Source organism: Streptococcus pneumoniae (assembly GCA_040719455.1).
Lineage (GTDB): Bacteria > Bacillota > Bacilli > Lactobacillales > Streptococcaceae > Streptococcus > Streptococcus pneumoniae_G.
Genome location: JBFDTN010000001.1, coordinates 551,615 through 574,592 on the forward strand (window position 1 = coordinate 551,615; position 22,978 = coordinate 574,592).

Sequence of the window (22,978 nt, forward strand, 5' to 3'; positions counted from 1 at the left end):
AGAAGGAAGATAAAAATGTCATCATCAGATAGGCGTGTGCAATTATCTAAGGATTTGAATGGAGAAATGAAAGCATTTTTCCCTCTCGATTCCTTGATTACACATTTATCAGAAAAATTAGCAATGAGCGAAAAGGAAATTGAGTTGGCTCAGGATTTTCTACGTTGCTATAATTATTACTCCTTTTCTGTATTTGTGAAGCAAGTACCGAATAACATATTAGCAGGCAAGTTTCAAGCAGCAGTTACCTTATATGAATTTAATGAATGGTTGTCTCATTCTCTTTTTAATTTTTCTGGAAGATTAGAGCAGTTCATAAAAGCAACTTTTATTGAGTCACTGTGTGGTCAATATACCGGAGACTATCAAAAAGGAGAATGTTATTTGGATGAATCTATTTATGAAACAGAAGCATTGTATCAAGAATTTATTGAAATCATAGAAAAACATTTGTCTGAAAACCAAAGTCTTTCCATTCAACATCATATTTCTAATAAAAATTCGAAATTCCCTATTTGGGTTTTGTTTCAAGAAATGACTTTTGGAGAGACAACTCGTTTCATCAGTTCTTTAAAGAAGGATTTTCGAGAACAATGGATAGAGTCTGCTTTCCTTTCTAAAAATATTATCAATCCCAAAATTCACGGAGAGGAGATTAAGAGTAAGTTATTTGGCTGGGTATCTGCTGTTTGGTATATGAGAAATAGAACTGCTCATCATTTACGTCTTTATGGACAAAATTTTACAGTAGCCACACCAAGTTTCTTTTCAAGTGATTTAAGGAAAATAAATAGAAATGCTATGGTTAAAAAGCAGAAAACCCATAATAAAGATTTATTTGCTTATCTATTAGCAATGAAAAATTTGATTCAGTATCATTCTGCTATTTTTATTCAAGATTGGAATCATTTTTTGATAACATTAGAGGCTAATATGATAGGAAATCCTGCTATCATATTGGCTAGTAAAATTGGTTTTCCAAGTAATTGGAAACAAGTTTTATGGATTGATGAGTAGCAGATAGCAAAATAATAGTAGAAAGCAAGAGCTGTTAAAGTAGCTCTTGCTTTTTTATGACAAACGAAGTTTTAAATTTTATTTTTCTGGCATACTTCATTTGTAATAATCAGTTTCTAAAAAAGCCATTAACAAATATGTTAATGACTTTTTTTGATGTCTTTTTAGAAATTTGATGATTGCAAATTTATTAATCAAGAAAGATATTGTTATGAATCAAGCCAGAAAAAATATTCAAAAAAAGAATTCAGAAATAGTAGCAATACTTAATGCTCCTACTCTAAATGAGTTAGTTAGTATTAAAGCAAGTCAAGCCCCAAATAGAATAAATCCGTTACTAAACGATGAAGCTACTTTTGAACTTAAAACAGGATTATTATTCGTTGAAAATTATTTGAATCAGCATTGTTTCAAAGTTTGTGTAATGAAAATGCTCGACTTTTTGACGATTAAATTAGCAGAAAAGAATCAATATAAAGTTAGTGAAAAAAAAAAGATAAATCCAAACATTCAATTTTCAATAGAAGAATATGCAATTCTTTTAGGAAAGGTAAATCCTCGAAGCGCCTCTACAAAGAAAAATGTTCGAAGAGTTATTAATCAAACGTTAGATATAATTTATAATTTCTCTTTGGAAACTGAGGAAAAAAGAGGTGCTGAGATAGTTCGTTTTAAAAAGATGCGAATCTGTCAAAGTTATGAATGTGAAAATAGTGTATTTACGTTTACATTTACAGAAATATTTGCAAGATATTTATTGAGCGCTTACATTATGCAGTATCCAATTTCACTATTGAAGTTAGATGAACGTAACAGTAATGCTTATGTTATCGGCCGAAAACTAGCCTTACATCAAAGTATATCTAATAATATAAAAAAAGGAACACATAAAATTATTAGCGTTGAAAGTTTGTTGAACATAGCGCCCGATATTCCTAATATTGAAACCGTTAGAATAGGAAACGGAGCGTGGACGGAAAGAATTGCAGATAAGTTAGAAAAAGTACTAGATCTTTTAGTGGAACATAAGATTATTGAAAAGTGGAATTATTGTAATTCAAAAGGTTTAGAACTATCTGATGAACAGCTTGACAATTTTGGAAGTTATCACATATTTAAAGAGTCAAAGATTAAGTTTTCATTGTATGGGTTGGCTAGCTTTGATTAGTAGTGGGGTATATTTAGTTAGGAAATGGGGTAACTGTGATGAGGTATAGGGGTAACTTTAATGAGGTAAAAAAATTTTTAATGCTTGTTGCAGCTGCATTTATAGGCACTCAAAAATTTCAATACTAATAATATTATTAATGACCATTGCCACCAAATTTGAAAATTTGGTGACATGCTAAAATATATCCTGTAAAATAAAAAGCCGGTTTTTATTTTACAGGGAAGGAGCAATTGGATGGTTATTGATCAAATAAAAGATAAACTCGTAAACTATGTAGAAGGATTAACAGAGCATAGTTTTAAGGGGAATAGAAAAGGGTATACTTGCCCTTCATGTGGCAGTGGTACTGGAAAGAATAAGACTGGTGCCTTCGCGATACAGAACGATGGTAGACGATGGAAATGTTTTTCATGTGGTAATAGCGGAGATATCTTTGACTTGATTGGACTGGTAGAAGGACTTGATGATTTTCCAAGCAGGTTGAAACGTGCAAGTGAACTTTTTAATATAGATATTTCTGAACATGATTCGAATCAATTTATAAAAAAAGAAAGAGGTAAAGTAATGAATGAGAAAGTGTTAATGAAAGAAAATGAACAAGTTGATTATACAAAATTTTATAAAGAAGCACATAGTCGTATTTCAGAAACAGATTATGCAAAAAAACGTGGATTGAGTGATGAGATATTGAACAAGTTTTTGATTGGCTATGATTCAAATTGGAAACATCCGAATGTGAAAAAAGAAGTATCTGGAAGCCCGCGTTTGATAATACCGACAAGTAAAACAAGTTACTTTGCACGAGATGTTCGAAATGTAATACCGGAATTTCAACAACCTTATATAAAAAGTAAGGTGGGTGGTAACAATTTATTTAATGTTAAAGTATTGAATCAACAGCTTGAACAACCGATTTTTGTTGTCGAAGGAGAGATAGATGCTCTTAGCATAATGGAAGTAGGTGGAGTAGCTGTAGCTTTAGGAAGCACTAGCAATGTAAACAAATTCATGGATGCAGTAACGAAAGTAAAACTTCAACGTCCACTAATTCTAGCGCTTGATAATGATGTTAAAGGACGAGAAACAACTGAAATATTGGCAAAACATTTGACAGAAAAAAATATTAGTTTTATTGTTGCAAATCTTATGACACAAGATATAAAAGATCCGAATGAGATGCTTGTAAAAAATAGAGAACTGTTTACAACATTTGTTATAGAAGCAATAAACAGTGCAAAAACTGAGAAAGAGAAGTATCTTGATTTAGCAACAAAGCATTTTATTCAAGATTTTATGGACGGTGTTGCAGAGAGTACAAATACACCATTTATTCCTACAGGATTTGATGAAATTGATAATTTACTAGATGGAGGATTATACGAAGGCTTGTATGTCGTTGGTGCGATTTCGTCACTTGGAAAGACTACACTCGTAACTCAAATAGCGGATCAAATAGCAGAGCAGGGCTACGATGTCTTAATTTTTAGTCTTGAAATGGCTCGTAGCGAAATTATGGCTAAAAGTATCAGTCGTCATACTGTAAAAGAAATACTTAATGTTGGAGGCGATATGAGAAACGCTAAGACTGTTAGAGGTATCACAGTAGGAAGCAAGTATGCCAATTATAGCAAGATAGAACGTGAACTGATTAGTTCTGCTGTTGGAAAATATGGTGATTATGCGAAGCATCTTTTTATTATTGAAGGTATTGGTAACATAGGTGTTAATGAAATTAGAGATACTGTTACTAAACACTACAATTTCACTGGAAATAGGCCAATTGTCATAGTTGACTATTTGCAAATCCTTGCTCCATTGAATGAAAGAGCCACCGATAAGCAAAATACGGATAGAGCTGTATTAGAATTAAAACGAATCAGTCGAGACTTTAAAATACCTCTAATTGCCATTTCGAGTTTTAATCGTGAAAATTATACAAGTCCTGTAAGTATGCAGTCGTTTAAGGAAAGTGGAGCTATTGAATATTCCAGTGATGTTTTAATGGGATTGCAATTTAAAGGAGTAGGAGAATCAAGCTTTGATGTTAATGATGCAAAGGCGCAACATCCTCGGGAAATAGAAGTAGTTGTTCTAAAAAATCGCAATGGACGAACAGGAACCAAGATGGAACTTGAATTTTATTCTATGTTCAACTATTTTCATGAAAGGAGAGCGCGATGAATTTTGATTTTTCGAAACTTGAAGCTTTGTCAGAAACTAAAAAAGCTAGCAAGCGTAGTGAAGCTCAATTAGATTCTAAATTTACAGTTGAAAGTAGTTTATTCGATTTACAACATGATGCAGATATAAGAAAGATTCAACTAGAGAGGGCTTTGAAAATAAATCGAGAGTATTTGAAAAATAAAGTTGATAGTGCTTCCCACATTGCTGAAATTATAAAAGGTCTGCAAGAAGGTATCAGCATTTATCATTTATTTTTGAAAGCCATGTCATCACTTTCAATACTTACTAATGATAGTAATTTATATGAACAGACTAGATCTACATTGATGACAGTTCATGGATTTGGCCTTAAGTTAGATGATGCTAAAGAATTAGAATATGACGAAGTATTAGAACGCTTGAGAAAACTAAAACTAGCATATTCAAAAGAAGTAAATTTAAAAGATAGAATGAGAATTGAAAATGCTATTAAAAGACATGAAATGATGTTGAAACATTTATCGGAATAAGGAGGTAAGTATGAAGACAGTTAGACATCAAAATTTAATGGATATTGGATTTCCTGAACATACTGCACGTGATATTATTAAACAAGCTAAAGCGATTGCTGTCCAAGAATTTAAAGATGCTAGAGCTTTTTCGGATAATATGATACAATTAAATAAATCGCCTTTTGAGAATGTAAGATTAGATCTTGCTCCTAGATATATAGTGGAGAAATTACTTGGTTTTGAGTTGCTTTCAACTAGAGAGGAACAAGAAAATGAGTAAAAAATATAGAGGTATAAGACGAAATAATCAGGGAAAGATCTTTTATGAGATTGAAGTTGGAACAGATCCCAAAACGGGAAAACGTATTCGAAAAAAATCGTATAAGGACCAATTTGGCAATGATTTCAAGACTGAAAAACAAGCATTTGATGAAGCTTGTCGCATTCGCACAGAAATAAATATATCAAAGTACAGTCAGTCTAATGATGACTATGAAGATAAAAATATCACGTTCAGGCAATTTATGGAAGAGGTATATTTACCATATTATAAAAAGTCAGTACAAATGGTGACATATCGAACTGCTACACCACAATATCAAACATTTATTGATAGATTTGGTAGCAAGAAATTGTCAGAAATAACTGTCCGTGATTGTGAACGGTATCGTCTTGAATTAATTGACAGATATTCTCCTAATTATGCCAAAGGTCTATGGTGTAAATTTAAGCAGTGCTTACGCTATGCAGAAAGATTGGAGTATATTGATAAAGTTCCTTGTGAAAATTTGGATAATCCTAGAGGAGAGAGACCAGAAACGACATTTTGGCGACTAGATGAATTGCAGAAGGTATTAGATACTTTTGATTTATCGAATTATGAAGAACGTCAATACTATACAGCAACGTGGCTATATTTCATGACGGGAATGCGTGTTTCAGAAGGTCTAAGTCTCCAGTGGTCTGACATTGATTTCGATAAACAAATTATTCATATTTGTTCAACTCTTGAGTATAAGGGGAATGGACAATATGTAAGAAAAGAGCAAACCAAGACTCGTGCAGGTATGCGGTTCATTGAAATTGATGATGAAACAATTAAGGTTTTGAAAAGTTGGAGATCAGTTCAAGTATATAGCTCTGATGATGATTATGTACTTGCTAGATTTTCTAGTCCAATGGATAAAAGCACATTAAGTCGCATGTTGAAGCGTCATGCACTTAAAGCAAATGTACCCATTATTACTGGTAAAGGTTTAAGACATAGTCACGATTCGTTTATGATAAATGTTCTGAAAAAAGATGTTTTATATGTATCCGCTCGATCAGGTCGTACAGATAAGGCAACTACATTGAACACATATTCTCACTTATATGATCGTGAAAGAGTTAGTGGTGGAAAAGAAATCACAAAGGTATTGCAGGATGTCGGACTACTAGCAACTTCCCGCCAATTCCCCGCCAACGAAAATGCATCTATGTAAAACGTTGGTACTAAAGCAATTATAGACATAGCGCAATTCTTACTCTTAAATAATCAATTATTGATTACTTAGAATTGAAATCCTAAATTTATAGTCTTTTCGTTTAGTTAAGGTGATTATAAAATCGGAAACTTTCATTTAAGGCACTCCCACAGAATACTGTGGGGGTGTTTATTATACCTTCAAGCTAGTTTTTCTGGAAGTGAAAGATACGAAAACTATCAGCTAAGCTGATGGCTATTAGAGAGCTTCTAACTGTCATTTATTTGAAAGAATAAGGAAATAAAGAAGTTTCTCTATTAAGTTCAATCAAGTTTCATAGTCACGCTTAAAACCGCTACTGTAAGCAGTAGCGGTTTTTTGGTCTTTCTACGAATAAAGTAGTAAGGAGGTTTTTATGTATAGTATTTCATTAAAAGAAGACTCTATTTTGCCGCGAGAGCGTCTGGTCGAGCAGGGGCCAGAAGCATTGAACAATCAAGAATTATTAGCTATTTTGTTGCGAACAGGGAATCGAAAAGAAACAGTTTTTCAAATTTCCCAACAATTACTGACTCGTTTATCTAGTTTAGCAGATTTGCGTATGATGAGCCTACAAGAGCTCAAAAACATCCCTGGGATTGGTCCTATTAAGGCCATTGAATTGCAGGCTATGATGGAGCTAGGACGGCGGATTTGCAAGGCAGAGATGATTGAGAAGGAGCAGATTGTTAGTAGTAAAGCCCTAGCTTTGAAAATGCAGCAGGAGTTGGGCTATAAAAAGCAAGAACATCTGGTTGCCTTATATCTGAATCCTCAAAATCGAATTATTCATCAACAGACGATTTTTATCGGGAGTGCGACACGGAGTTTGGCAGAGCCAAGAGAAATTCTTCACTATGCCATTAAGCACATGGCAACCTCTGTCATCCTGGTTCACAATCATCCTTCTGGCTCTGTAAAGCCTAGTCAAAATGATAATGATGTAACAAGACATGTCAAAAAAGCCTGCGACATGATGGGGATTATATTACTAGATCACCTCATTGTCGCAGACAAATTGTATTATAGTTATCGAGAAGAGACGGATTTGCTCTAAAGATGATTTACGATGTAATCAAATAGGGCTAATTCTTTTGGACGATTGTCAAACAGAAATTCAGGATGCCACTGGACGCCTAGAAAGGCTGTGCCATCTGTGGTCGTGACAGCTTCGATAATTTCATCTTTTGGATCATAGGCAATGACCTTGAGGTTGGGCGCTAAGTCCTTGATACTCTGGTGATGGAAAGAATTGATGTGAGAAATTTCACCGTAAATATCTCGCAAAATATTGTCAGGTTTAGTAGCTAGGCGCTGTGTGGTGTATTCTGCAGAAGTATCTTGCCAATGATCTTCAATGTCTTGATGAAGAGTGCCACCCATCGCCACATTAAAGAGCTGAGTACCACGACAGACCGTAAAGATGGGCTTTTCTTGCTTAAGAGCTTCTTTTATCAATGCTAATTCAAAGATATCACGGGCAAGCAGGTAATCATCACTTTCGATGGTCTGTGTTTCGCCGTAGAATTCTGGTCGAACATTTTGTCCGCCTGTGAGGATAAGTTTATCAATCATACTCACATATTCCTCAGCCATATCTTCATCTCCAATAGGGAGAATAATGGGCACGCCTCCAACTTTTCGGACTCCTTCGACAAAGCCTTTAGCTGTGTAGCTCATCATTGCAAATTCATCGTCAGGATTGGGACGTTCATTGCCAGTAATTCCGATAATTGGTTTTCGCATGTGGATTGTATCTCTTTTCTAATCCTCTTTCTTCATAAAATAGAGGAGGGTTTGTAATTCGCTGGTCAAATCGACATATTGAACTACGATGTCTTTTGGTACTTGCAGGTTGACAGGAGAAAAGCTGAGAATGCCTTTAATGCCTGAATCGACCAAAATCGTTGCGACTTCTTGAGCCTTGACACTAGGCACTGTAAGAATAGCAGTTCGTACGTCTGTTTGGCTTAATTTTTCTTTGATTTGGGAAATGCCGTAAATCGGAATTCCATCTGGTGTGGTTGTTCCAACTTCTGGGTGGTCATCGGTGTCAAAAGCGATGACGATTTTCATTTTATTGCGCTCATGAAAGCGGTAGTGGAGCAGGGCATGCCCCATATTTCCGATTCCGACCAGCATGACATTGGTGACAGAGTTATCATTTAAGAGGTCGGCGAAAAAATTCATCAGTTTTTTGACATCATATCCAAAGCCACGGCGTCCTAATTCGCCAAAATAGGAAAAATCACGGCGCACAGTAGCAGAGTCAATTCCGATGGCATCCGCGATTTGTTTGGAATTGGCCTTTTCGATTTTTTCAGCATTAAAACGCTTAAAAATACGGTAATAAAGCGATAGACGTTTGGCTGTTGCACGAGGAATGGTTGTGTTCTTTTCGGATTTCATAGTGATCCCTCCAAATTCTTCTGATTCTATTGTATAGAAAGTTTGTGAAAAATGCAACTATAATCAAAAAATTGTGAAAAATTCGCAAGCAAAAAAGAATGAAAAAATGGGAGTGGGGCTCAATCGTGATTTCAAAGAAATCGATTTTCCTCACTCCCTTGTTTCTAATCTCTAGCTAAACGAATCCAGTGGATTAGTTTACTCCTACCTCCGCAAGGTTGACTAGGTTTGTAGAATATTAATTTATCAACATTCTACAAATCAGACAAGACTTCGTCAAACTGTCAAATCTATAAAATGTAATGAGGTTGGACCATCTGTCCCATTCTCATTTTTGACTTTGTTTTTGAAAAGCAAGCATACTGTGGTAAAGCTCACTGATACGTCCTTGAAAAGGAATGGTTTCCCCATTTTCTGTGACAGAAAGGACTTGATAGTAGTCTGGAATTGTCACACAGCCCGACAAGGCAAGGAGAAAGGCGTCCATGTTTTCATACTGAACCGTGCGTTTCTCTTGGTAGGCATCAAGGTAGGTCAGGTTAATCATAGCAGTAATCTCCTTTCTTAATTCTCTGTTTTGGTGAAGATTCCGCGCTCAATCAAGCTGTCCATTAAGAAAAAGAATTTTGTCTGGATGATGTGGTGTTTATCTGACTTGAAGATATTCACCAAGCGAAGACCAGATTTATCCGTGATATTGATTTTGACACCTGAGAGGTCTTTATTGATAATAATCTTCAATAAAAATCCTTCTCCGCTGTTTGGAACTTCTTCTAGTAAGCGACTTAATTCATAGTTGCCGACTTTTGTTTCTGTAAAAGTTGTGTCTTTTAGTGTATATTTTTTGACATTGTCACCCAAGTGATAGGTACATGGGCAATCGTTAAGGCGAATAGTCGTTTCAAATGCCATGATGTTCTCCTAAAATTGTTTTTAAAGTATTCGTCAGTGTTGCAATTTCTTGGCTGGTTGTTTGTTCAGAAAGACTGATACGGATAGATTCTACTAGTCGTGGGGAGTCAGAACCGTACAAGGCAGCTAGCACATGACTGGGTTCGCTGACTCCTGCCGTACAAGCAGAGCCAGTTGAAACTGCAATTCCTGCTAAATCGAGTCGTAACAGTAGCATGTCTTTGTTTTGATTGGGAAAGCCGATATTGATGACATAGGGAAGATTTTCACCACTCTCATTCAGATAGAAATCTATACCTGCTAGCTCGTCCAAGAGTTGTTTCTTAAGTTGGGAAACATAATCTAAATTTTTTTGAACATGCTCTAACCCTTCCTGCAAGGCAGTAGCCATTCCAGCAATAGCGGCAAGGTTTTCAGTTCCAGCCCGTCTTTTTTCTTCTTGACTGCCACCATGGAGCAATTTTTGAAAGGCTAGGGGTTTGGCATAAAGGAAACCTATGCCCTTGGGTCCATGAAATTTATGGGCTGAAGCACTGAGAAAGTCTATTCCTAGTTGCTCTGGGTAAATGGGTAATTTCCCAACTGCTTGGACAGCATCTACATGAAAGGCTGCTTGGTGATTTTTGAGTAATGCTCCAATCTCTGAAATAGGAAGTAGAAGTCCAGTCTCGTTATTAGCATACATAGTGGATACTAATATAGTATCTTCTCGCAGTGCCTCTTTGATTTGTTGGAGAGTATTTCCTTTTTTGGGAGTTATATAGGTCACTTCAAAGCCAAACTCATCTGTTAGGTATTCCAAGGTTTCAAGTACGGAATGGTGCTCAATAGCTGTGCTGATAATGTGCTTGCCTTGGTCTTTGTGAGCCAGTGCATAGCCTTTTAATACAGTGTTATTGCTCTCTGTCCCACCAGAAGTAAAAAAGATATGCTGGGGTTTAGTTTCTAAAAGGTCGGCAATAACTTGCCGACTTTCTCGTAATTGTTTATTTGCAGCTCGTCCCAAATGATGGGTACTAGAAGGATTGCCGAAGGTGGTATTCATCACTTCCAACATGGCAGCAATCGCTCTTTTTGACATTGGAGTCGTAGCTGCATTATCCAAATAAATCACAAATCTTATCCTTTTTTATAAGCAAAGAGTGGGCTGACTGGTTTTCTTTCATGAATACGAATAATGGCATCAGCAATCAGCTCGCTGGCAGTGATATAGGCAATATTTTTTGGTGTCTGCTGCTTCGTCTTCACAGAGTCTGTCACAAGAATTTCCTTGATAGGGGCTTGATCGAGCAAATCAGCTGCTCCATCGACAAAAAGTCCATGGCTAGAGACAGCGTAGATCTCTGTTGCCCCTTCTTCAGCAACAATTTTTGCAGCTTCTGAGAAGGTTTTTCCTGTATTTAAAATATCATCGATCAAGATAGCCTTTTTACCAGCGACTTCACCGATAATATAGCCCTCATCACGATGGGCATCATCTTGAGCATAATCAATAATCGCAATAGGAGCATCTAGCAACTCAGCAAGGCTACGAGCCCGTTTGACACCAGAGTTCTTAGGGCTGACCACGACGACATCCTCACCCATCAAGCCTTTTTCGCAGTAGTGTTTGGCAAAAAGAGGGACAGTAAAGAGGTTATCAACAGGAATGTCAAAGAAGCCTTGCACTTGAACGGCATGCAAATCAAGCGATAGGACACGGTCCACGCCAGCTTCCACCAACATATTTGCCACTAATTTTGCAGTGATAGGCTCGCGTTGGCGGGCAATGCGGTCTTGGCGAGCATAACCAAAATAAGGCATGACAACATTGACAGAATTAGCACTGGCACGTTTGCAGGCATCCACCATAATCAACAGTTCCATCAAGTGATTGTTAACTGGGTAGCTCGTTGATTGGATAATGAAAACATCGTATCCTCGGACACTTTCTTCGATGTTTACTTGAATTTCTCCGTCAGAGAATTGACGGGAGGATAGTTTACTCAAAGGAACACCAGCAGCTGTTGCGATTTTTTCAGCAATATCTGGATTCGAGTTGAGTGAAAATAATTTCATAGGTGCTTTAACAGGCATTACATCAACCATAGGTATCTAAAAACTCCTTTTTGTTTCTGTATTTCATTCTATCAAAAAATGGAAAAAATTTCAGCTATTTAGCTAATTTTTGCGCAAATCGTGCAATCTTAGAAGGTGCTTTTTGATAGGAAATTCCGTGTTTCTTGAGAAAAGCAATGAAATCCTCTTCTCCTTTTTTAGCATCTAAGACTTCCATTTCGAGTTCATAGTCGGTCGTGCCAAGATATTGGCTTTCATCAAGAGCTAATAAACCGATAGGGAATTGGATTTCACGGCGAAGAGTTGTTAAATCTCCTAAAATATCAAGAGAAGAAAGGGCGATATTTTCTTTTTTAAGGATCTTTTTTATCTCGCCTTCTGGGAGCGAAAACTGCTTGAGAAGAGCATTTGCTTTTTCCAAGCTTAAATCTTGATTATACTCCATATTGCCAATCTCTTTTGGAATTTTTAGGGTTAGTTCTGCCTGATCTTCATAAGTGCGGATGCGTAGCGCCATTTTGTGATCGCGCAGTGTAAAGTCCTTGCTATCAATGTAGTAGTTGGTCTGTTTGATGCGAGGAGCATGGGCAAAGATAGGCAAAAGCTCTTCAAATGAGGCTTTTGAGAGCAGGGTTTTAAATTCAATTTCTAAATGATTCATTTTCATGTCCTTTTCTTTTTTTTGAAAGCGATTTATGATATAATATATTTTATACGAAAAGAAATGATTTAGCAAGGTGAGTGTATGGAGATAGAATGGGAAGAATTTTTAGACCCTTATATTCAAGCAGTGGGAGAATTAAAGGTTAAATTGCGAGGTATTCGCAAGCAATATCGCAAGCAAAATCGCCATTCGCCGATTGAGTTTGTTACTGGGCGTGTCAAGCCTGTCGAGAGCATCAAAGAAAAGATGGCTCTTCGTGGGATTAAAGAGCAAAATTTGGCTCAGGATATGCAAGATATTGCAGGCTTACGGATTATGGTTCAGTTTGTTGATGACGTGGAAGAAGTGCTTTCTGTATTGCGTAAGCGTAAGGATATGACCATTGTCCAAGAAAGAGACTACATCCATAATCAGAAATCCAGTGGCTATCGGAGTTACCATGTGATTGTCAATTATCCTGTTGATACCATTAGTGGCAATAAGTCTATCTTGGCAGAAATCCAAATTCGAACCCTGTCCATGAATTTTTGGGCAACGATTGAGCATTCGCTCAACTATAAATACAAGGGAGAATTTCCAGAAGAAATCAAAAAACGTCTGGAAATTACAGCAAAAATCGCCTATCAGCTAGATGAGGAGATGGGAAAAATTCGAGATGATATTCAAGAAGCGCAAGCGCTTTTTGACCCCATTCATCGAAAACTAAATGATGGTGTAGGAAATAGTGACGATACAGATGAAGAATACAGATAAACGAATTGGTATTATCAGCAATCGGAAACGACAAAGTCAAGAAGTTTACCACGCGCTGAAATACAAACTTAGAAAAAATAATTTTATTTTAAATGATAAAAATCCAGATATTGTGATTTCTATTGGCGGAGATGGCATGTTGCTGTCTGCCTTTCACAAGTATGAGAATCAGCTAGATAGAGTGCGCTTTGTAGGACTTCATACAGGACATCTAGGCTTTTATACGGATTATCGAGATTTTGAGTTGGACAAATTGATTGAAAATCTCAAGCTAGATGCAGGAGCGAAAGTGTCCTATCCAATTTTGAATGTTAAAATTCATCACGGAGATGGTGAGGTGACTGTGAAGCGAGCCTTAAATGAAGCTACGATTAAACGATCTGGACGGACCATGGTTGCAGATGTGGTCATCAACCAAGTCCATTTTGAACGTTTCCGTGGGGATGGGATTTCCGTATCAACACCGACAGGAAGCACGGCTTATAATAAGTCCTTGGGTGGTGCCGTTCTTCATCCGACCATTGAAGCTCTGCAAGTTGCTGAGGTGGCTAGTCTTAATAATCGTGTCTTTCGCACGCTTGGCTCTTCTATCATTGTTCCGAAAAAAGATAAGATTGAGATTATTCCTGCTTGGAGTGACCGACATTCTCTTTCCATTGATAACCAACATTTTTTATATAATAACCTCTCGAAAATCGAGTATCAGATTGATCATCATAAGATCAATTTCTTGGCAACACCGAGCCATACTAGCTTTTGGAATCGGGTCAAGGATGCCTTTATTGGAGAAGTGGAAGAATGAGGTTTGAATTTGTCGCAGACGAGCATGTAAAAATCAAAAACTTTCTCAAAAAACATGAAGTTTCTAAAAGTCTACTCGCGAAAATAAAATTTCGCGGGGGTGATATAAAGGTTAATGGAATAAAGCAAAATGCGACCTATCTCTTAGATATTGGAGATGTCGTCACGATTGATATTCCAAAAGAGGAAGGTTTTGAGACTTTGCAGGCTGTGAGAAAAGACTTGGAGGTGGTCTATGAAGATGATCATTTCTTGATTCTTGATAAGCCAGCAGGAGTTGCCAGTATTCCGAGTGTCAATCATTCTAATACTATGGCGAATTATGTCAAGGCTTACTACATCCATCAAGAGTATGAAAATCAACAGGTGCATATTGTCACGCGCTTGGATAAAGATACGAGTGGCTTAATGTTGTTTGCAAAACATGGTTATGCCCATGCGAGATTAGACAAGCAGTTGCAGAAAAAGACAATCGAGAAACGCTATTTTGCTCTGATTAAGGGCGAAGGGACTTTAGAAGAGCAAGGAGAGATCATTGCTCCTATTGCTAGAGATGAAAATAGCATTATTACAAGGCGAGTCGCAAAGGGCGGTAAGTATGCTCATACGAGCTATCAAGTCGTGGCTCGCTATGGAGATATTTATTTGGTGGATATCCAGCTTCATACGGGGCGCACACACCAGATTCGAGTTCATTTTTCGCATATTGGTTTTCCACTTTTGGGGGATGATTTGTATGGTGGGAGTTTGACGGATGGGATTGAACGTCAAGCGCTCCATTGCCATTCCTTGAAATTTTATCATCCCTTTAGGGAAGAAGTCCTTACATTAGAAAGTCCTCTTCCTAATGATTTTCAAGCGCTCATTCATCACTTAGAGAAATAAAGGAGTTTCGGATGAAAATTTTTGATGATTTAAAAGCAAATTTGGTTGGAAAAAATGCACGTGTGGTCTTGCCAGAAGGAGAAGAACCACGGATTTTACAAGCGACAAAACGCTTAGTCAATGAGACAGAAGTTGTACCAGTCTTGCTTGGAAATCCAGATAAAATTCGGATTTATTTGGAAATTGAAGGTGTCACAGAAGGCTATGAGGTCATTGACCCAGCTAACTATCCTGACTTTGAAGCTATGGTCGTATCTCTCGTTGAACGTCGGGCAGGTAAAATCACAGAAGACGCAGCTCGTAGCTTGCTTCAAGAGGATTTGAACTATTTTGGAGTTATGTTGGTCTATATGGGTTTGGTTGACGGTATGGTGTCAGGTGCCATTCACTCGACTGCGGCAACGGTTCGTCCAGCTCTGCAAATCATTAAAACACAGCCGGGGATTTCACGAACTTCAGGTGCCTTTTTAATGGTACGTGGAGATGAACGCTATATCTTTAGCGATTGTGCCATCAATATCGAGCCTGATGCAGAAACCTTAGCAGAGATTGCTATCAATTCAGCAGATACTGCCAAAATGTTTGGCATTGATCCCAAAATTGCCATGCTTAGCTATTCAACAAAAGGAAGCGGATTTGGAGATCGTGTTGATAAGGTGGTTAAGGCAACCAATATTGCTCAAGAACTGCGCCCTGATTTAGCCATTGATGGAGAGTTGCAGTTTGATGCTGCGTTTGTACCAGAAACGGCAGCTCTGAAAGCACCAGGTAGCAAGGTAGCTGGTCAAGCGACTGTCTTTGTATTTCCAGGAATTCAATCTGGAAATATCGGCTACAAACTAGCGGAGCGCTTGGGAGGATTTGCAGCAGTAGGTCCAGTTCTTCAAGGGTTAAACAAGCCTGTCAATGATTTATCACGAGGCTGTAATGCTGATGATGTGTATAAATTGACTCTCATCACAGCAAGTCAGGCAATGAATCAAAACTAGAAATGAGTTGACGCAAGTCAACTTTTTTCTTTACCTAGCTATTTGTGATATACTAGGGATATGATTGATTTAAAAGACTATGGCATTGATATGTGGGATGAGGACAAAATTGCCTCGTTTAGAGAGAAATTGCTAAGCTGGTACGATGATAATAAGCGAGATTTGCCTTGGAGACAGTCAAGAAATCCTTATCACATATGGGTATCTGAAATCATGCTCCAACAGACGCGCGTGGATACAGTCATTCCATATTATGAGCGATTTTTGAGCTGGTTTCCAGAGATTAAGGATTTAGCAGAAGCACCTGAAGAAAAACTTCTCAAGGCATGGGAAGGTTTGGGCTATTATTCTCGTGTGCGCAATATGCAGGCAGCCGCCCAGCAGATGATGGAGACCTTTGATGGGCAGTTCCCATCGACTTATGACGGGATTGCAAGTCTCAAAGGAATTGGACCTTATACGGCTGGGGCTATTGCGAGCATTGCCTTTGAGTTACCTGAGCCAGCTGTGGATGGCAATGTTATGCGAGTTATGGCTCGTTTATTTGAAGTGGATTACGATATTGGTAATCCTAGCAACCGCAAGATTTTCCAAGTAATTATGGAGCATTTGATTGATCCAAAGCGTCCAGGGGATTTCAACCAAGCCTTGATGGATTTGGGATCTAGTATCGAGTCTCCTGTCAATCCTAGAACCGAAGAAAGTCCTGTTAAGGAATTCAGTGCCGCTTACTTGCATGGAACCATGGACAAATATCCGATTAAAGCCCCTAAGAAAAAGCCTGTTCCCATTTATCTCAAAGGATTTATCCTTGAAAATGACGAAGGGAAGTTTCTCCTAGAAAAAAATGAAAATGATGGACTTTTATCTGGATTTTGGCATTTTCCACTGATTGAAAGTGATAGTAGTAGTAAGGAGCAGCTGTCCTTATTTGAAGAAAGTAGTAGCAAAGAGGGACCGTCGGCTATTGAGCGTTTTGAGCAAGATTATGAGATGGAGGTGAGCTGGCAGGAGATAGCCTTTTCACAAGTCCAGCATGTCTTTAGCCATCGAAAGTGGCATATCGATCTGCTTTATGGCAGGGTTAGCGGAACTCCAGCTCTCGTAGGTAAAACTCGTTGGGTCGCACCAGAGGAATTTGCAGCCTATCCCTTTGCCAAGCCGCAGAAAAAAATGTGGGATGCTTTTTTGAAAGGAAAATAAGAAAGAAGCCTAGTTATGACATAGGCTTTTTTTGTTGTATAAAAAATTCTATTTTTGAGCAATTTTTACGAATAGATAAATAAGAGCGATACTCCTCAAGTTTGAGACAAGAATCTTATGATTGCTCTATATCATACAGCAGAGAGGTGATGCTTCACAATATGAAGAAGTTCTGAATAGCAGCTCTAAACAATGCTTAAACTATAAAATATCTTTAATAGTAGTTTATAAAGATATTATGTGAAGAGATAAAAATAGAAGGAAGAAAGACTATGGAAATTACAAATTTTTTCATTTATAAATTAAAAAGATCAGGCTTGTCTAATCAAGAAGTCATTAACGTTTTAGAATATGTAGAGATTCAAGAAAAAGAAGTCAGTCTTCGCAATATGGCAGTAGCATCAAAATCTCGCAATCCTGCTCTGTTCATAGAGCGCTATAAAAATCAAAATGATGAATTGTTAAAAGAAGAATTTGAAAAATTTCCGTCATTTTCAATTATGGATGATGTCTATCCATGGGAGTTGAGTGAGATTTACAATCCGCCAGTTTTGCTGTTTTATCAAGGAAATTTAGACCTCTTGTCTTTCCCTCGATTAGCGGTTGTAGGCAGCCGTGATTGCAGTAAAAATGGTGCTCAAGCAGTGAAAAAAGTGATTTCAGAATTAGAAAATGAAGTAGTGATTGTCAGTGGTCTTGCAAAAGGCATTGATACTGCTGCTCACATGTCAGTTCTTCAAAATGGCGGACGCACCATTGCTGTGATTGGGACAGGGCTTGATGTATTTTATCCCAAAGCTAATAAAAAATTACAGGAATACATTGGGAAAAATCACCTAGTTCTTACAGAGTACGGTCCAGGTGAACAACCACTGAAATTCCACTTTCCAGAGCGAAATCGGATTATCGCAGGTTTGAGCTGTGCAGTAGTAGTCGCAGAGGCTAAAATGCGCTCAGGTAGCTTGATTACCTGCGAGCGTGCTATGGAAGAAGGACGTGATGTCTTTGCTATTCCAGGATCAATTATTGATGGGAAAAGTGATGGTTGCCATCATTTGATTCAAGAGGGTGCAAAGTGCATCACATCAGGCGCAGACGTCCTTTTAGAGTTTCAATATTAAATGAAGTTCTCCTATAAGAAAACTTGGCAGTTGACATCCTTTAAAAAATAGTTTACACTCAATGAAGTTTAATGAACGTTAGAGGATCATAGTTTGGTAACAAAAACAAAGAAAAAAACCGCAACCAAGAAAAATTTGGTCATTGTGGAGTCGCCTGCCAAGGCAAAAACCATTGAAAAATATTTAGGACGTAATTATAAAGTATTAGCCAGCGTCGGACATATCCGTGATTTGAAAAAATCAACCATGTCCATTGATTTTGAGAATAATTATGAGCCACAATATATCAATATCCGTGGAAAAGGTCCCTTGATTAATGATTTGAAAAAAGAAGCCAAAAAAGCTAAGCAAGTCTTTCTCGCAAGTGACCCGGACCGTGAGGGAGAAGCTATTTCATGGCATTTGGCTCATATCTTGGACTTGGAAAAGGATGCGAAAAATCGAGTCGTTTTTAATGAAATTACCAAGGACGCCGTAAAAAATGCCTTTAAAGAACCACGTCAAATCAATATGGATTTGGTAGATGCCCAGCAGGCAAGACGGGTACTTGACCGTATTGTGGGTTATTCGATTTCTCCTATTTTATGGAAAAAAGTCAAAAAAGGTCTTTCAGCCGGACGGGTACAGTCTGTTGCCCTTAAATTGATTATCGACCGTGAGCATGAAATCAATGCCTTTCAGCCAGAAGAATACTGGACAATTGATGGAGTTTTCAAAAAAGGTAATAAGCAATTTCAGGCGAGTTTTTATGGCATGAATGGCAAAAAGATGAAATTATCAACCAATGAGGAAGTCAAGGAAGTCTTATCTCATCTCAAAGGTGATGATTTCATGGTTGAGGAGGTCAACAAAAAGGAACGCAAGCGCAATGCCCCGCTCCCTTATACAACATCCTCCATGCAACAAGATGCGGCTAATAAAATCAATTTCCGAACACGTAAGACCATGATGGTTGCCCAGCAACTCTATGAGGGAATCAATATTGGTTCTGGTGTGCAAGGTTTGATTACCTATATGCGTACCGACTCAACTCGGATTAGCCCTGTGGCGACTAATGAAGCAGCAGGATTTATCACCGAAAAATTTGGAGAAAAATACTCCAAACACGGTAGCAAGGTAAAAAACGCTTCTGGAGCCCAAGACGCCCATGAAGCCATCCGTCCATCAAGTGTGTATCATACACCTGAGAGTATCGCTAAATATTTAGATAAGGATCAGTTAAAACTCTATACGCTTATTTGGAACCGTTTTGTCGCTAGTCAAATGACGGCAGCTGTGTTTGACACCATGAGTGTGAAATTAGCTCAAAATGGGGTACAATTTACGGCAAATGGAAGCCAAGTGAAGTTTGATGGCTATCTTGCGATTTATAACGACTCCGATAAAAATAAAATGCTTCCTGACATGGAAAAAGGTGATACAGTAAAACGTGTCAATACCAAGCCTGAGCAGCATTTCACTCAACCGCCTGCACGCTATTCTGAGGCGACTCTCATCAAAACATTGGAAGAAAATGGAGTTGGACGTCCATCCACCTATGCACCGACCATTGAAACCATCCAAAAACGCTACTATGTCAAATTGGCTGCCAAGCGCTTTGAGCCAACAGAATTGGGGGAAATTGTCAATAGCTTGATTGTCGAATTTTTCCCAGACATTGTCAATGTGACCTTTACCGCTGAGATGGAAAAGAAACTGGATGATGTCGAGATTGGAAAAGAAGAGTGGCAAAAGGTCATTGATGCCTTCTACCAACCTTTTGAAAAAGAGGTCAAAAAAGCAGAAGATGAGATGGAGAAAATCCAGATTAAGGATGAGCCAGCTGGCTTTGACTGTGAAGTTTGTGGCAGCCCTATGGTCATCAAACTAGGGCGCTATGGTAAATTTTACGCTTGTAGCAATTTCCCAGATTGTCGTCATACCCAAGCGATTGTCAAAGAAATTGGTGTCAGCTGTCCAGCTTGCCAACAAGGTCAAATCATTGAGCGTAAAACTAAGCGAAATCGTATATTCTATGGCTGCAATCGCTATCCAGACTGTGAATTTACCTCATGGGATAAACCAGTAGGACGAGAATGTCCCAAATCTGGTCACTACCTCATCGAAAAGAAAGTTCGTGGTGGTGGGAAGCAGGTCGTTTGTAGCGATGAAAAATGTGATTACCAAGAAGAAAAAATCAAGTAACATAATTTTAATTCTGTCACCTATATTGCAAATATGGGTGATATTTTTTCCTTTAGAACTAATTTTTGATATACTAGAGGAGAACCAAATTAGAAAGAGTGATGAGGTACATTGATGTCCCAATCTTATATTACTGTCATTGGAGCTGGTTTGGCTGGCTCTGAGGCAGCTTATCAAATTGCCAAACAAGGTATTCCGGTAAAACTATATGAAATGCGTGGAGTGAAAGCGACACCACAGCACAAAACAGAGAATTTTGCAGAGTTGGTCTGCTCCAACTCCCTACGCGGAGATAGTCTAACAAACGCAGTAGGGCTTTTAAAGGAAGAAATGCGCCGTTTGGACTCTGTTATTATGAAAGCAGCAGAAAGCACGCGTGTTCCTGCTGGAGGTGCCTTGGCTGTTGACCGTGAAGGCTTTTCACAGATGGTGACCGAAGAGCTTTCTAACCATCCTTTGATTGAAGTCATTCGTGAGGAGATAACAGACCTGCCAACTGACGGAATTACCGTCGTTGCGACAGGTCCTCTGACAAGCGATGCCTTGGCAGAAAAAATCCATGAATTCAATGGTGGAGCTGGTTTTTACTTCTATGATGCGGCTGCGCCGATTGTGGATGTCAACACCATCGATATGAGCAAGGTCTATCTCAAATCCCGTTACGACAAGGGAGAAGCTGCCTATCTCAACGCACCGATGACCAAGGAGCAATTCATGGCCTTTCATGATGCCTTGGTCAATGCCGAAGAAGCACCACTCAATTCCTTTGAAAAGGAAAAATATTTTGAAGGCTGTATGCCGATTGAGGTCATGGCAAAACGTGGTGTGAAAACCATGCTTTACGGTCCGATGAAGCCAGTTGGCTTGGAATATCCAGAGGATTATACAGGCCCTCGTGACGGTGAATACAAGACTCCTTATGCGGTTGTCCAACTCCGTCAAGACAATGCAGCTGGTAGTCTCTACAATATCGTAGGCTTCCAAACTCATCTTAAATGGGGAGAGCAAAAGCGGGTCTTCCAAATGATTCCAGGGCTGGGAAATGCTGAATTTGTCCGTTATGGGGTCATGCACCGCAATTCCTACATGGATTCGCCAAATCTCTTGACACAGACCTTTCGTTCTAAGAAAAATCCGCAGCTCTTCTTTGCCGGTCAGATGACAGGGGTTGAGGGCTATGTGGAGTCTGCGGCGTCTGGCCTTGTAGCTGGTATCAACGCAGCTCGCTTGTTCAAGGGAGAAGAAGAAATCATCTTCCCTGAGACAACAGCAATCGGAAGTCTACCGCACTATGTCACCCATGCCGACAGCAAGCATTTCCAGCCGATGAATGTCAACTTTGGGATTATCAAGGAGCTGGAAGGACCTCGCATTCGCGATAAAAAAGAGCGCTATGAAAAAATCGCAGAACGTTCTTTGGCAGATTTGAGTCATACCTTGGAACAATTAAACTAAGAGAAAAAAGTTAGGGAAACCTAGCTTTTTCTTTCAGCAAAATCGCCAAAACATGATATAGTAAATAAAAAGAGATAGGAGAAGATTACTATGGAAAAGCAAGAGCACAAATCTCTCAACTATACATGGATCAATTCTTCTATGATTAGTTTGTTTCAATATCTCTTTTCCATTTTGGTCATTTTGGTTCATAGTGGGCGTTTGGTAGAAAATGAAATGCTGCATTTTACGTTTAAGAGTATCTTTGCCAGAATGGCAGTGCCTTTTTTCATGATTGGCAGCAGCTTTTTCATCAGAGGATATTTGACAGTCCATCATCGTGTAGGAGTTTACATCCGTCATTTATTGAGAACCTATCTTTTCTGGAGTGTCATCTATCTTCCCTATGCTTGGTATTATCTGCACAGTTTATCCTTACCTTTTCAACATCCTTTGATGTATCTTGTGGCTCTAGTTTTAGCTCTTGTTTATATAGGTATGTGTTACTAGCTATGGTATATTCCTGCCTTTTTATTGGGAGTTTGGTTGGTCAATCAACTCTTGCGATTTTTGGGTAAGAAAAAGGCAGTATCAGTCATTATACTTTGTTATCTCTTTGGGAGTATCGAGACTTACTCGGCTTATTTGGTAGGAACTCCACTTTTTGAGATGTATCAAGCCTATGCTCGTATCTTTATTACCAGTCGGAATGGGATTTTCTACGCCCCTCTCTTTATCTTTTTAGGCTATTTGTTGTATGACAATTTTCAAGCTGATTTCTTTAAAAAACAGTATAGCTGGAAGTTGCTGGGCTGTTTTGGGATTTTAGGATTGGAGCATATCCTTGTCTTTTTGCGGCAAGGTTTGGATAAAAATTTCTTTTTGGGATTGGCACCCTTTGTTGTTTTTCTCTTTAATGCTGTTATTCGGACGTCCCTATTTTCTGAGAAGAATTTTTCAAAATTACGAAAACTTAGTATGCTCTACTTTTCTATTCACCCGATATTTATCGAATGGACTGCATTTGTTGTGAGAAATACCTATCTCAGTCCAGCTACGAAAGGAAAGTTGCTGTTCTTTATTAGCTTTTTGGGCACTCATCTTGTTTCAGAAGTGATTTTAGCCATTAGAAACTGGCGGATTCGGCATGCGAATCGAGTTTCGTAAACTCCTTGTCATAGACAATGGATTTTTTTG

24 protein-coding genes are annotated in these 22,978 nt (G+C 38.3%); 17 read left to right on the top strand and 7 right to left on the bottom strand.

The features are described 5' to 3' along the window. Positions 1-15 precede the first annotated feature (15 nt). From AB1I63_02510 to radC, 7 genes are all read left to right on the top strand, one after another. Positions 16-1,017, top strand: coding sequence for an Abi family protein (locus AB1I63_02510; protein MEW4353760.1), 1,002 nt, complete (start codon positions 16-18; stop codon positions 1,015-1,017). Positions 1,018-1,228: 211 nt separating this feature from the next. Beyond that, the gene (locus AB1I63_02515; GenBank protein ID MEW4353761.1) at positions 1,229-2,185 is read left to right on the top strand and encodes a hypothetical protein; all 957 of its coding nucleotides are present in this window, start codon (positions 1,229-1,231) and stop codon (positions 2,183-2,185) included. A 237-nt stretch (positions 2,186-2,422) separates the two neighbouring features. Further along, a complete protein-coding gene (locus tag AB1I63_02520; protein MEW4353762.1) occupies positions 2,423-4,369 on the top strand; it encodes a DnaB-like helicase C-terminal domain-containing protein in 1,947 nt (648 codons plus the stop codon). Further along, a complete protein-coding gene (locus tag AB1I63_02525; GenBank protein MEW4353763.1) occupies positions 4,366-4,881 on the top strand; it encodes a hypothetical protein in 516 nt (171 codons plus the stop codon). The genes AB1I63_02520 and AB1I63_02525 overlap by 4 nt, the downstream gene beginning before the upstream one ends. A gap of 10 nt (positions 4,882-4,891) precedes the next feature. Continuing rightward, complete coding sequence (locus tag AB1I63_02530) at positions 4,892-5,143, top strand: DUF3173 family protein (GenBank protein ID MEW4353764.1); 252 nt, start codon at positions 4,892-4,894, stop codon at positions 5,141-5,143. Next, complete coding sequence (locus tag AB1I63_02535; GenBank protein ID MEW4353765.1) at positions 5,136-6,347, top strand: tyrosine-type recombinase/integrase; 1,212 nt, start codon at positions 5,136-5,138, stop codon at positions 6,345-6,347. Before AB1I63_02530 ends, AB1I63_02535 begins: the two co-directional genes overlap by 8 nt. A 397-nt stretch (positions 6,348-6,744) precedes the next feature. Continuing rightward, positions 6,745-7,425 (top strand): DNA repair protein RadC, encoded by a 681-nt coding sequence (gene radC, locus AB1I63_02540; protein ID MEW4353766.1) that lies wholly within the window; start codon positions 6,745-6,747, stop codon positions 7,423-7,425. Here the strand turns inward: radC and AB1I63_02545 are convergent. From AB1I63_02545 to AB1I63_02575, 7 genes are all read right to left on the bottom strand, one after another. After that, positions 7,422-8,114, bottom strand: a complete 693-nt coding sequence (locus AB1I63_02545; GenBank protein MEW4353767.1) for a gamma-glutamyl-gamma-aminobutyrate hydrolase family protein — start codon at positions 8,112-8,114, stop codon at positions 7,422-7,424. The genes radC and AB1I63_02545 overlap by 4 nt on opposite strands. Before the next feature lie 18 nt (positions 8,115-8,132). Beyond that, on the bottom strand, positions 8,133-8,777 hold the full coding sequence (locus AB1I63_02550; GenBank protein MEW4353768.1) for a redox-sensing transcriptional repressor Rex: 645 nt from the start codon (positions 8,775-8,777) through the stop codon (positions 8,133-8,135). Between the two features lie 328 nt (positions 8,778-9,105). After that, a complete protein-coding gene (locus AB1I63_02555; GenBank protein ID MEW4353769.1) occupies positions 9,106-9,324 on the bottom strand; it encodes a DUF4649 family protein in 219 nt (72 codons plus the stop codon). Between the two features lie 17 nt (positions 9,325-9,341). Then, positions 9,342-9,689, bottom strand: coding sequence for a DUF1831 domain-containing protein (locus tag AB1I63_02560; protein MEW4353770.1), 348 nt, complete (start codon positions 9,687-9,689; stop codon positions 9,342-9,344). Next, complete coding sequence (locus tag AB1I63_02565) at positions 9,679-10,803, bottom strand: cysteine desulfurase family protein (protein ID MEW4353771.1); 1,125 nt, start codon at positions 10,801-10,803, stop codon at positions 9,679-9,681. Before AB1I63_02565 ends, AB1I63_02560 begins: the two co-directional genes overlap by 11 nt. 5 nt (positions 10,804-10,808) lie before the next feature. Continuing rightward, positions 10,809-11,777 carry a ribose-phosphate diphosphokinase gene (locus AB1I63_02570; protein MEW4353772.1) on the bottom strand — a complete coding sequence of 323 codons (969 nt, stop codon included), beginning with the start codon at positions 11,775-11,777 and terminating at the stop codon, positions 10,809-10,811. A gap of 64 nt (positions 11,778-11,841) precedes the next feature. After that, positions 11,842-12,408: a CYTH domain-containing protein gene (locus AB1I63_02575; GenBank protein MEW4353773.1), complete on the bottom strand. Its 567-nt coding sequence runs from the start codon at positions 12,406-12,408 to the stop codon at positions 11,842-11,844. Between the two features lie 84 nt (positions 12,409-12,492). Between AB1I63_02575 and AB1I63_02580 the strand changes: the two genes are divergently transcribed. The 10 genes from AB1I63_02580 (at position 12,493) to AB1I63_02625 (ending at position 22,948) form a co-directional block, all read left to right on the top strand. Next, on the top strand, positions 12,493-13,164 hold the full coding sequence (locus AB1I63_02580; protein MEW4353774.1) for a GTP pyrophosphokinase family protein: 672 nt from the start codon (positions 12,493-12,495) through the stop codon (positions 13,162-13,164). After that, complete coding sequence (locus AB1I63_02585) at positions 13,148-13,966, top strand: NAD kinase (protein ID MEW4353775.1); 819 nt, start codon at positions 13,148-13,150, stop codon at positions 13,964-13,966. Before AB1I63_02580 ends, AB1I63_02585 begins: the two co-directional genes overlap by 17 nt. Beyond that, entirely contained in the window at positions 13,963-14,850 is an 888-nt protein-coding gene (locus AB1I63_02590) for an RluA family pseudouridine synthase (protein ID MEW4353776.1), read from the top strand. Before AB1I63_02585 ends, AB1I63_02590 begins: the two co-directional genes overlap by 4 nt. 11 nt (positions 14,851-14,861) lie before the next feature. Next, positions 14,862-15,839 carry a phosphate acetyltransferase gene (gene pta, locus AB1I63_02595; GenBank protein ID MEW4353777.1) on the top strand — a complete coding sequence of 326 codons (978 nt, stop codon included), beginning with the start codon at positions 14,862-14,864 and terminating at the stop codon, positions 15,837-15,839. A 60-nt stretch (positions 15,840-15,899) separates the two neighbouring features. Beyond that, positions 15,900-17,042, top strand: a complete 1,143-nt coding sequence (mutY, locus tag AB1I63_02600) for an A/G-specific adenine glycosylase (protein MEW4353778.1) — start codon at positions 15,900-15,902, stop codon at positions 17,040-17,042. A gap of 272 nt (positions 17,043-17,314) precedes the next feature. Beyond that, entirely contained in the window at positions 17,315-18,163 is an 849-nt protein-coding gene (gene dprA, locus AB1I63_02605; GenBank protein MEW4353779.1) for a DNA-processing protein DprA, read from the top strand. Positions 18,164-18,256: 93 nt separating this feature from the next. Continuing rightward, positions 18,257-20,347, top strand: coding sequence for a type I DNA topoisomerase (gene topA / locus AB1I63_02610; protein MEW4353780.1), 2,091 nt, complete (start codon positions 18,257-18,259; stop codon positions 20,345-20,347). A 114-nt stretch (positions 20,348-20,461) separates the two neighbouring features. After that, positions 20,462-21,802, top strand: coding sequence for a methylenetetrahydrofolate--tRNA-(uracil(54)-C(5))-methyltransferase (FADH(2)-oxidizing) TrmFO (gene trmFO / locus AB1I63_02615; GenBank protein MEW4353781.1), 1,341 nt, complete (start codon positions 20,462-20,464; stop codon positions 21,800-21,802). 90 nt (positions 21,803-21,892) lie between these two features. Continuing rightward, positions 21,893-22,291, top strand: coding sequence for a hypothetical protein (locus AB1I63_02620; protein ID MEW4353782.1), 399 nt, complete (start codon positions 21,893-21,895; stop codon positions 22,289-22,291). A gap of 36 nt (positions 22,292-22,327) precedes the next feature. Continuing rightward, the gene (locus AB1I63_02625; protein ID MEW4353783.1) at positions 22,328-22,948 is read left to right on the top strand and encodes a hypothetical protein; all 621 of its coding nucleotides are present in this window, start codon (positions 22,328-22,330) and stop codon (positions 22,946-22,948) included. Positions 22,949-22,978: the final 30 nt, after the last annotated feature.

Bases quoted from the DNA above. Each gene is read 5' to 3' on its own strand.
- AB1I63_02515 (MEW4353761.1), top strand. From the start codon at position 1,229: ATGAATCAAGCCAGAAAAAATATTCAAAAAAAGAATTCAGAAATAGTA.
- AB1I63_02555 (MEW4353769.1), bottom strand. From the start codon at position 9,324: ATGATTAACCTGACCTACCTTGATGCCTACCAAGAGAAACGCACGGTT.
- AB1I63_02560 (MEW4353770.1), bottom strand. From the start codon at position 9,689: ATGGCATTTGAAACGACTATTCGCCTTAACGATTGCCCATGTACCTAT.
- AB1I63_02550 (MEW4353768.1), bottom strand. From the start codon at position 8,777: ATGAAATCCGAAAAGAACACAACCATTCCTCGTGCAACAGCCAAACGT.
- AB1I63_02510 (MEW4353760.1), top strand. From the start codon at position 16: ATGTCATCATCAGATAGGCGTGTGCAATTATCTAAGGATTTGAATGGA.
- AB1I63_02525 (MEW4353763.1), top strand. From the start codon at position 4,366: ATGAATTTTGATTTTTCGAAACTTGAAGCTTTGTCAGAAACTAAAAAA.
- pta (MEW4353777.1), top strand. From the start codon at position 14,862: ATGAAAATTTTTGATGATTTAAAAGCAAATTTGGTTGGAAAAAATGCA.
- AB1I63_02520 (MEW4353762.1), top strand. From the start codon at position 2,423: ATGGTTATTGATCAAATAAAAGATAAACTCGTAAACTATGTAGAAGGA.
- AB1I63_02530 (MEW4353764.1), top strand. From the start codon at position 4,892: ATGAAGACAGTTAGACATCAAAATTTAATGGATATTGGATTTCCTGAA.
- radC (MEW4353766.1), top strand. From the start codon at position 6,745: ATGTATAGTATTTCATTAAAAGAAGACTCTATTTTGCCGCGAGAGCGT.
- AB1I63_02575 (MEW4353773.1), bottom strand. From the start codon at position 12,408: ATGAATCATTTAGAAATTGAATTTAAAACCCTGCTCTCAAAAGCCTCA.
- dprA (MEW4353779.1), top strand. From the start codon at position 17,315: ATGGAAATTACAAATTTTTTCATTTATAAATTAAAAAGATCAGGCTTG.
- AB1I63_02535 (MEW4353765.1), top strand. From the start codon at position 5,136: ATGAGTAAAAAATATAGAGGTATAAGACGAAATAATCAGGGAAAGATC.
- AB1I63_02590 (MEW4353776.1), top strand. From the start codon at position 13,963: ATGAGGTTTGAATTTGTCGCAGACGAGCATGTAAAAATCAAAAACTTT.
- AB1I63_02545 (MEW4353767.1), bottom strand. From the start codon at position 8,114: ATGCGAAAACCAATTATCGGAATTACTGGCAATGAACGTCCCAATCCT.
- AB1I63_02585 (MEW4353775.1), top strand. From the start codon at position 13,148: ATGAAGAATACAGATAAACGAATTGGTATTATCAGCAATCGGAAACGA.
- AB1I63_02570 (MEW4353772.1), bottom strand. From the start codon at position 11,777: ATGGTTGATGTAATGCCTGTTAAAGCACCTATGAAATTATTTTCACTC.
- AB1I63_02580 (MEW4353774.1), top strand. From the start codon at position 12,493: ATGGAGATAGAATGGGAAGAATTTTTAGACCCTTATATTCAAGCAGTG.
- trmFO (MEW4353781.1), top strand. From the start codon at position 20,462: ATGTCCCAATCTTATATTACTGTCATTGGAGCTGGTTTGGCTGGCTCT.
- mutY (MEW4353778.1), top strand. From the start codon at position 15,900: ATGATTGATTTAAAAGACTATGGCATTGATATGTGGGATGAGGACAAA.
- AB1I63_02620 (MEW4353782.1), top strand. From the start codon at position 21,893: ATGGAAAAGCAAGAGCACAAATCTCTCAACTATACATGGATCAATTCT.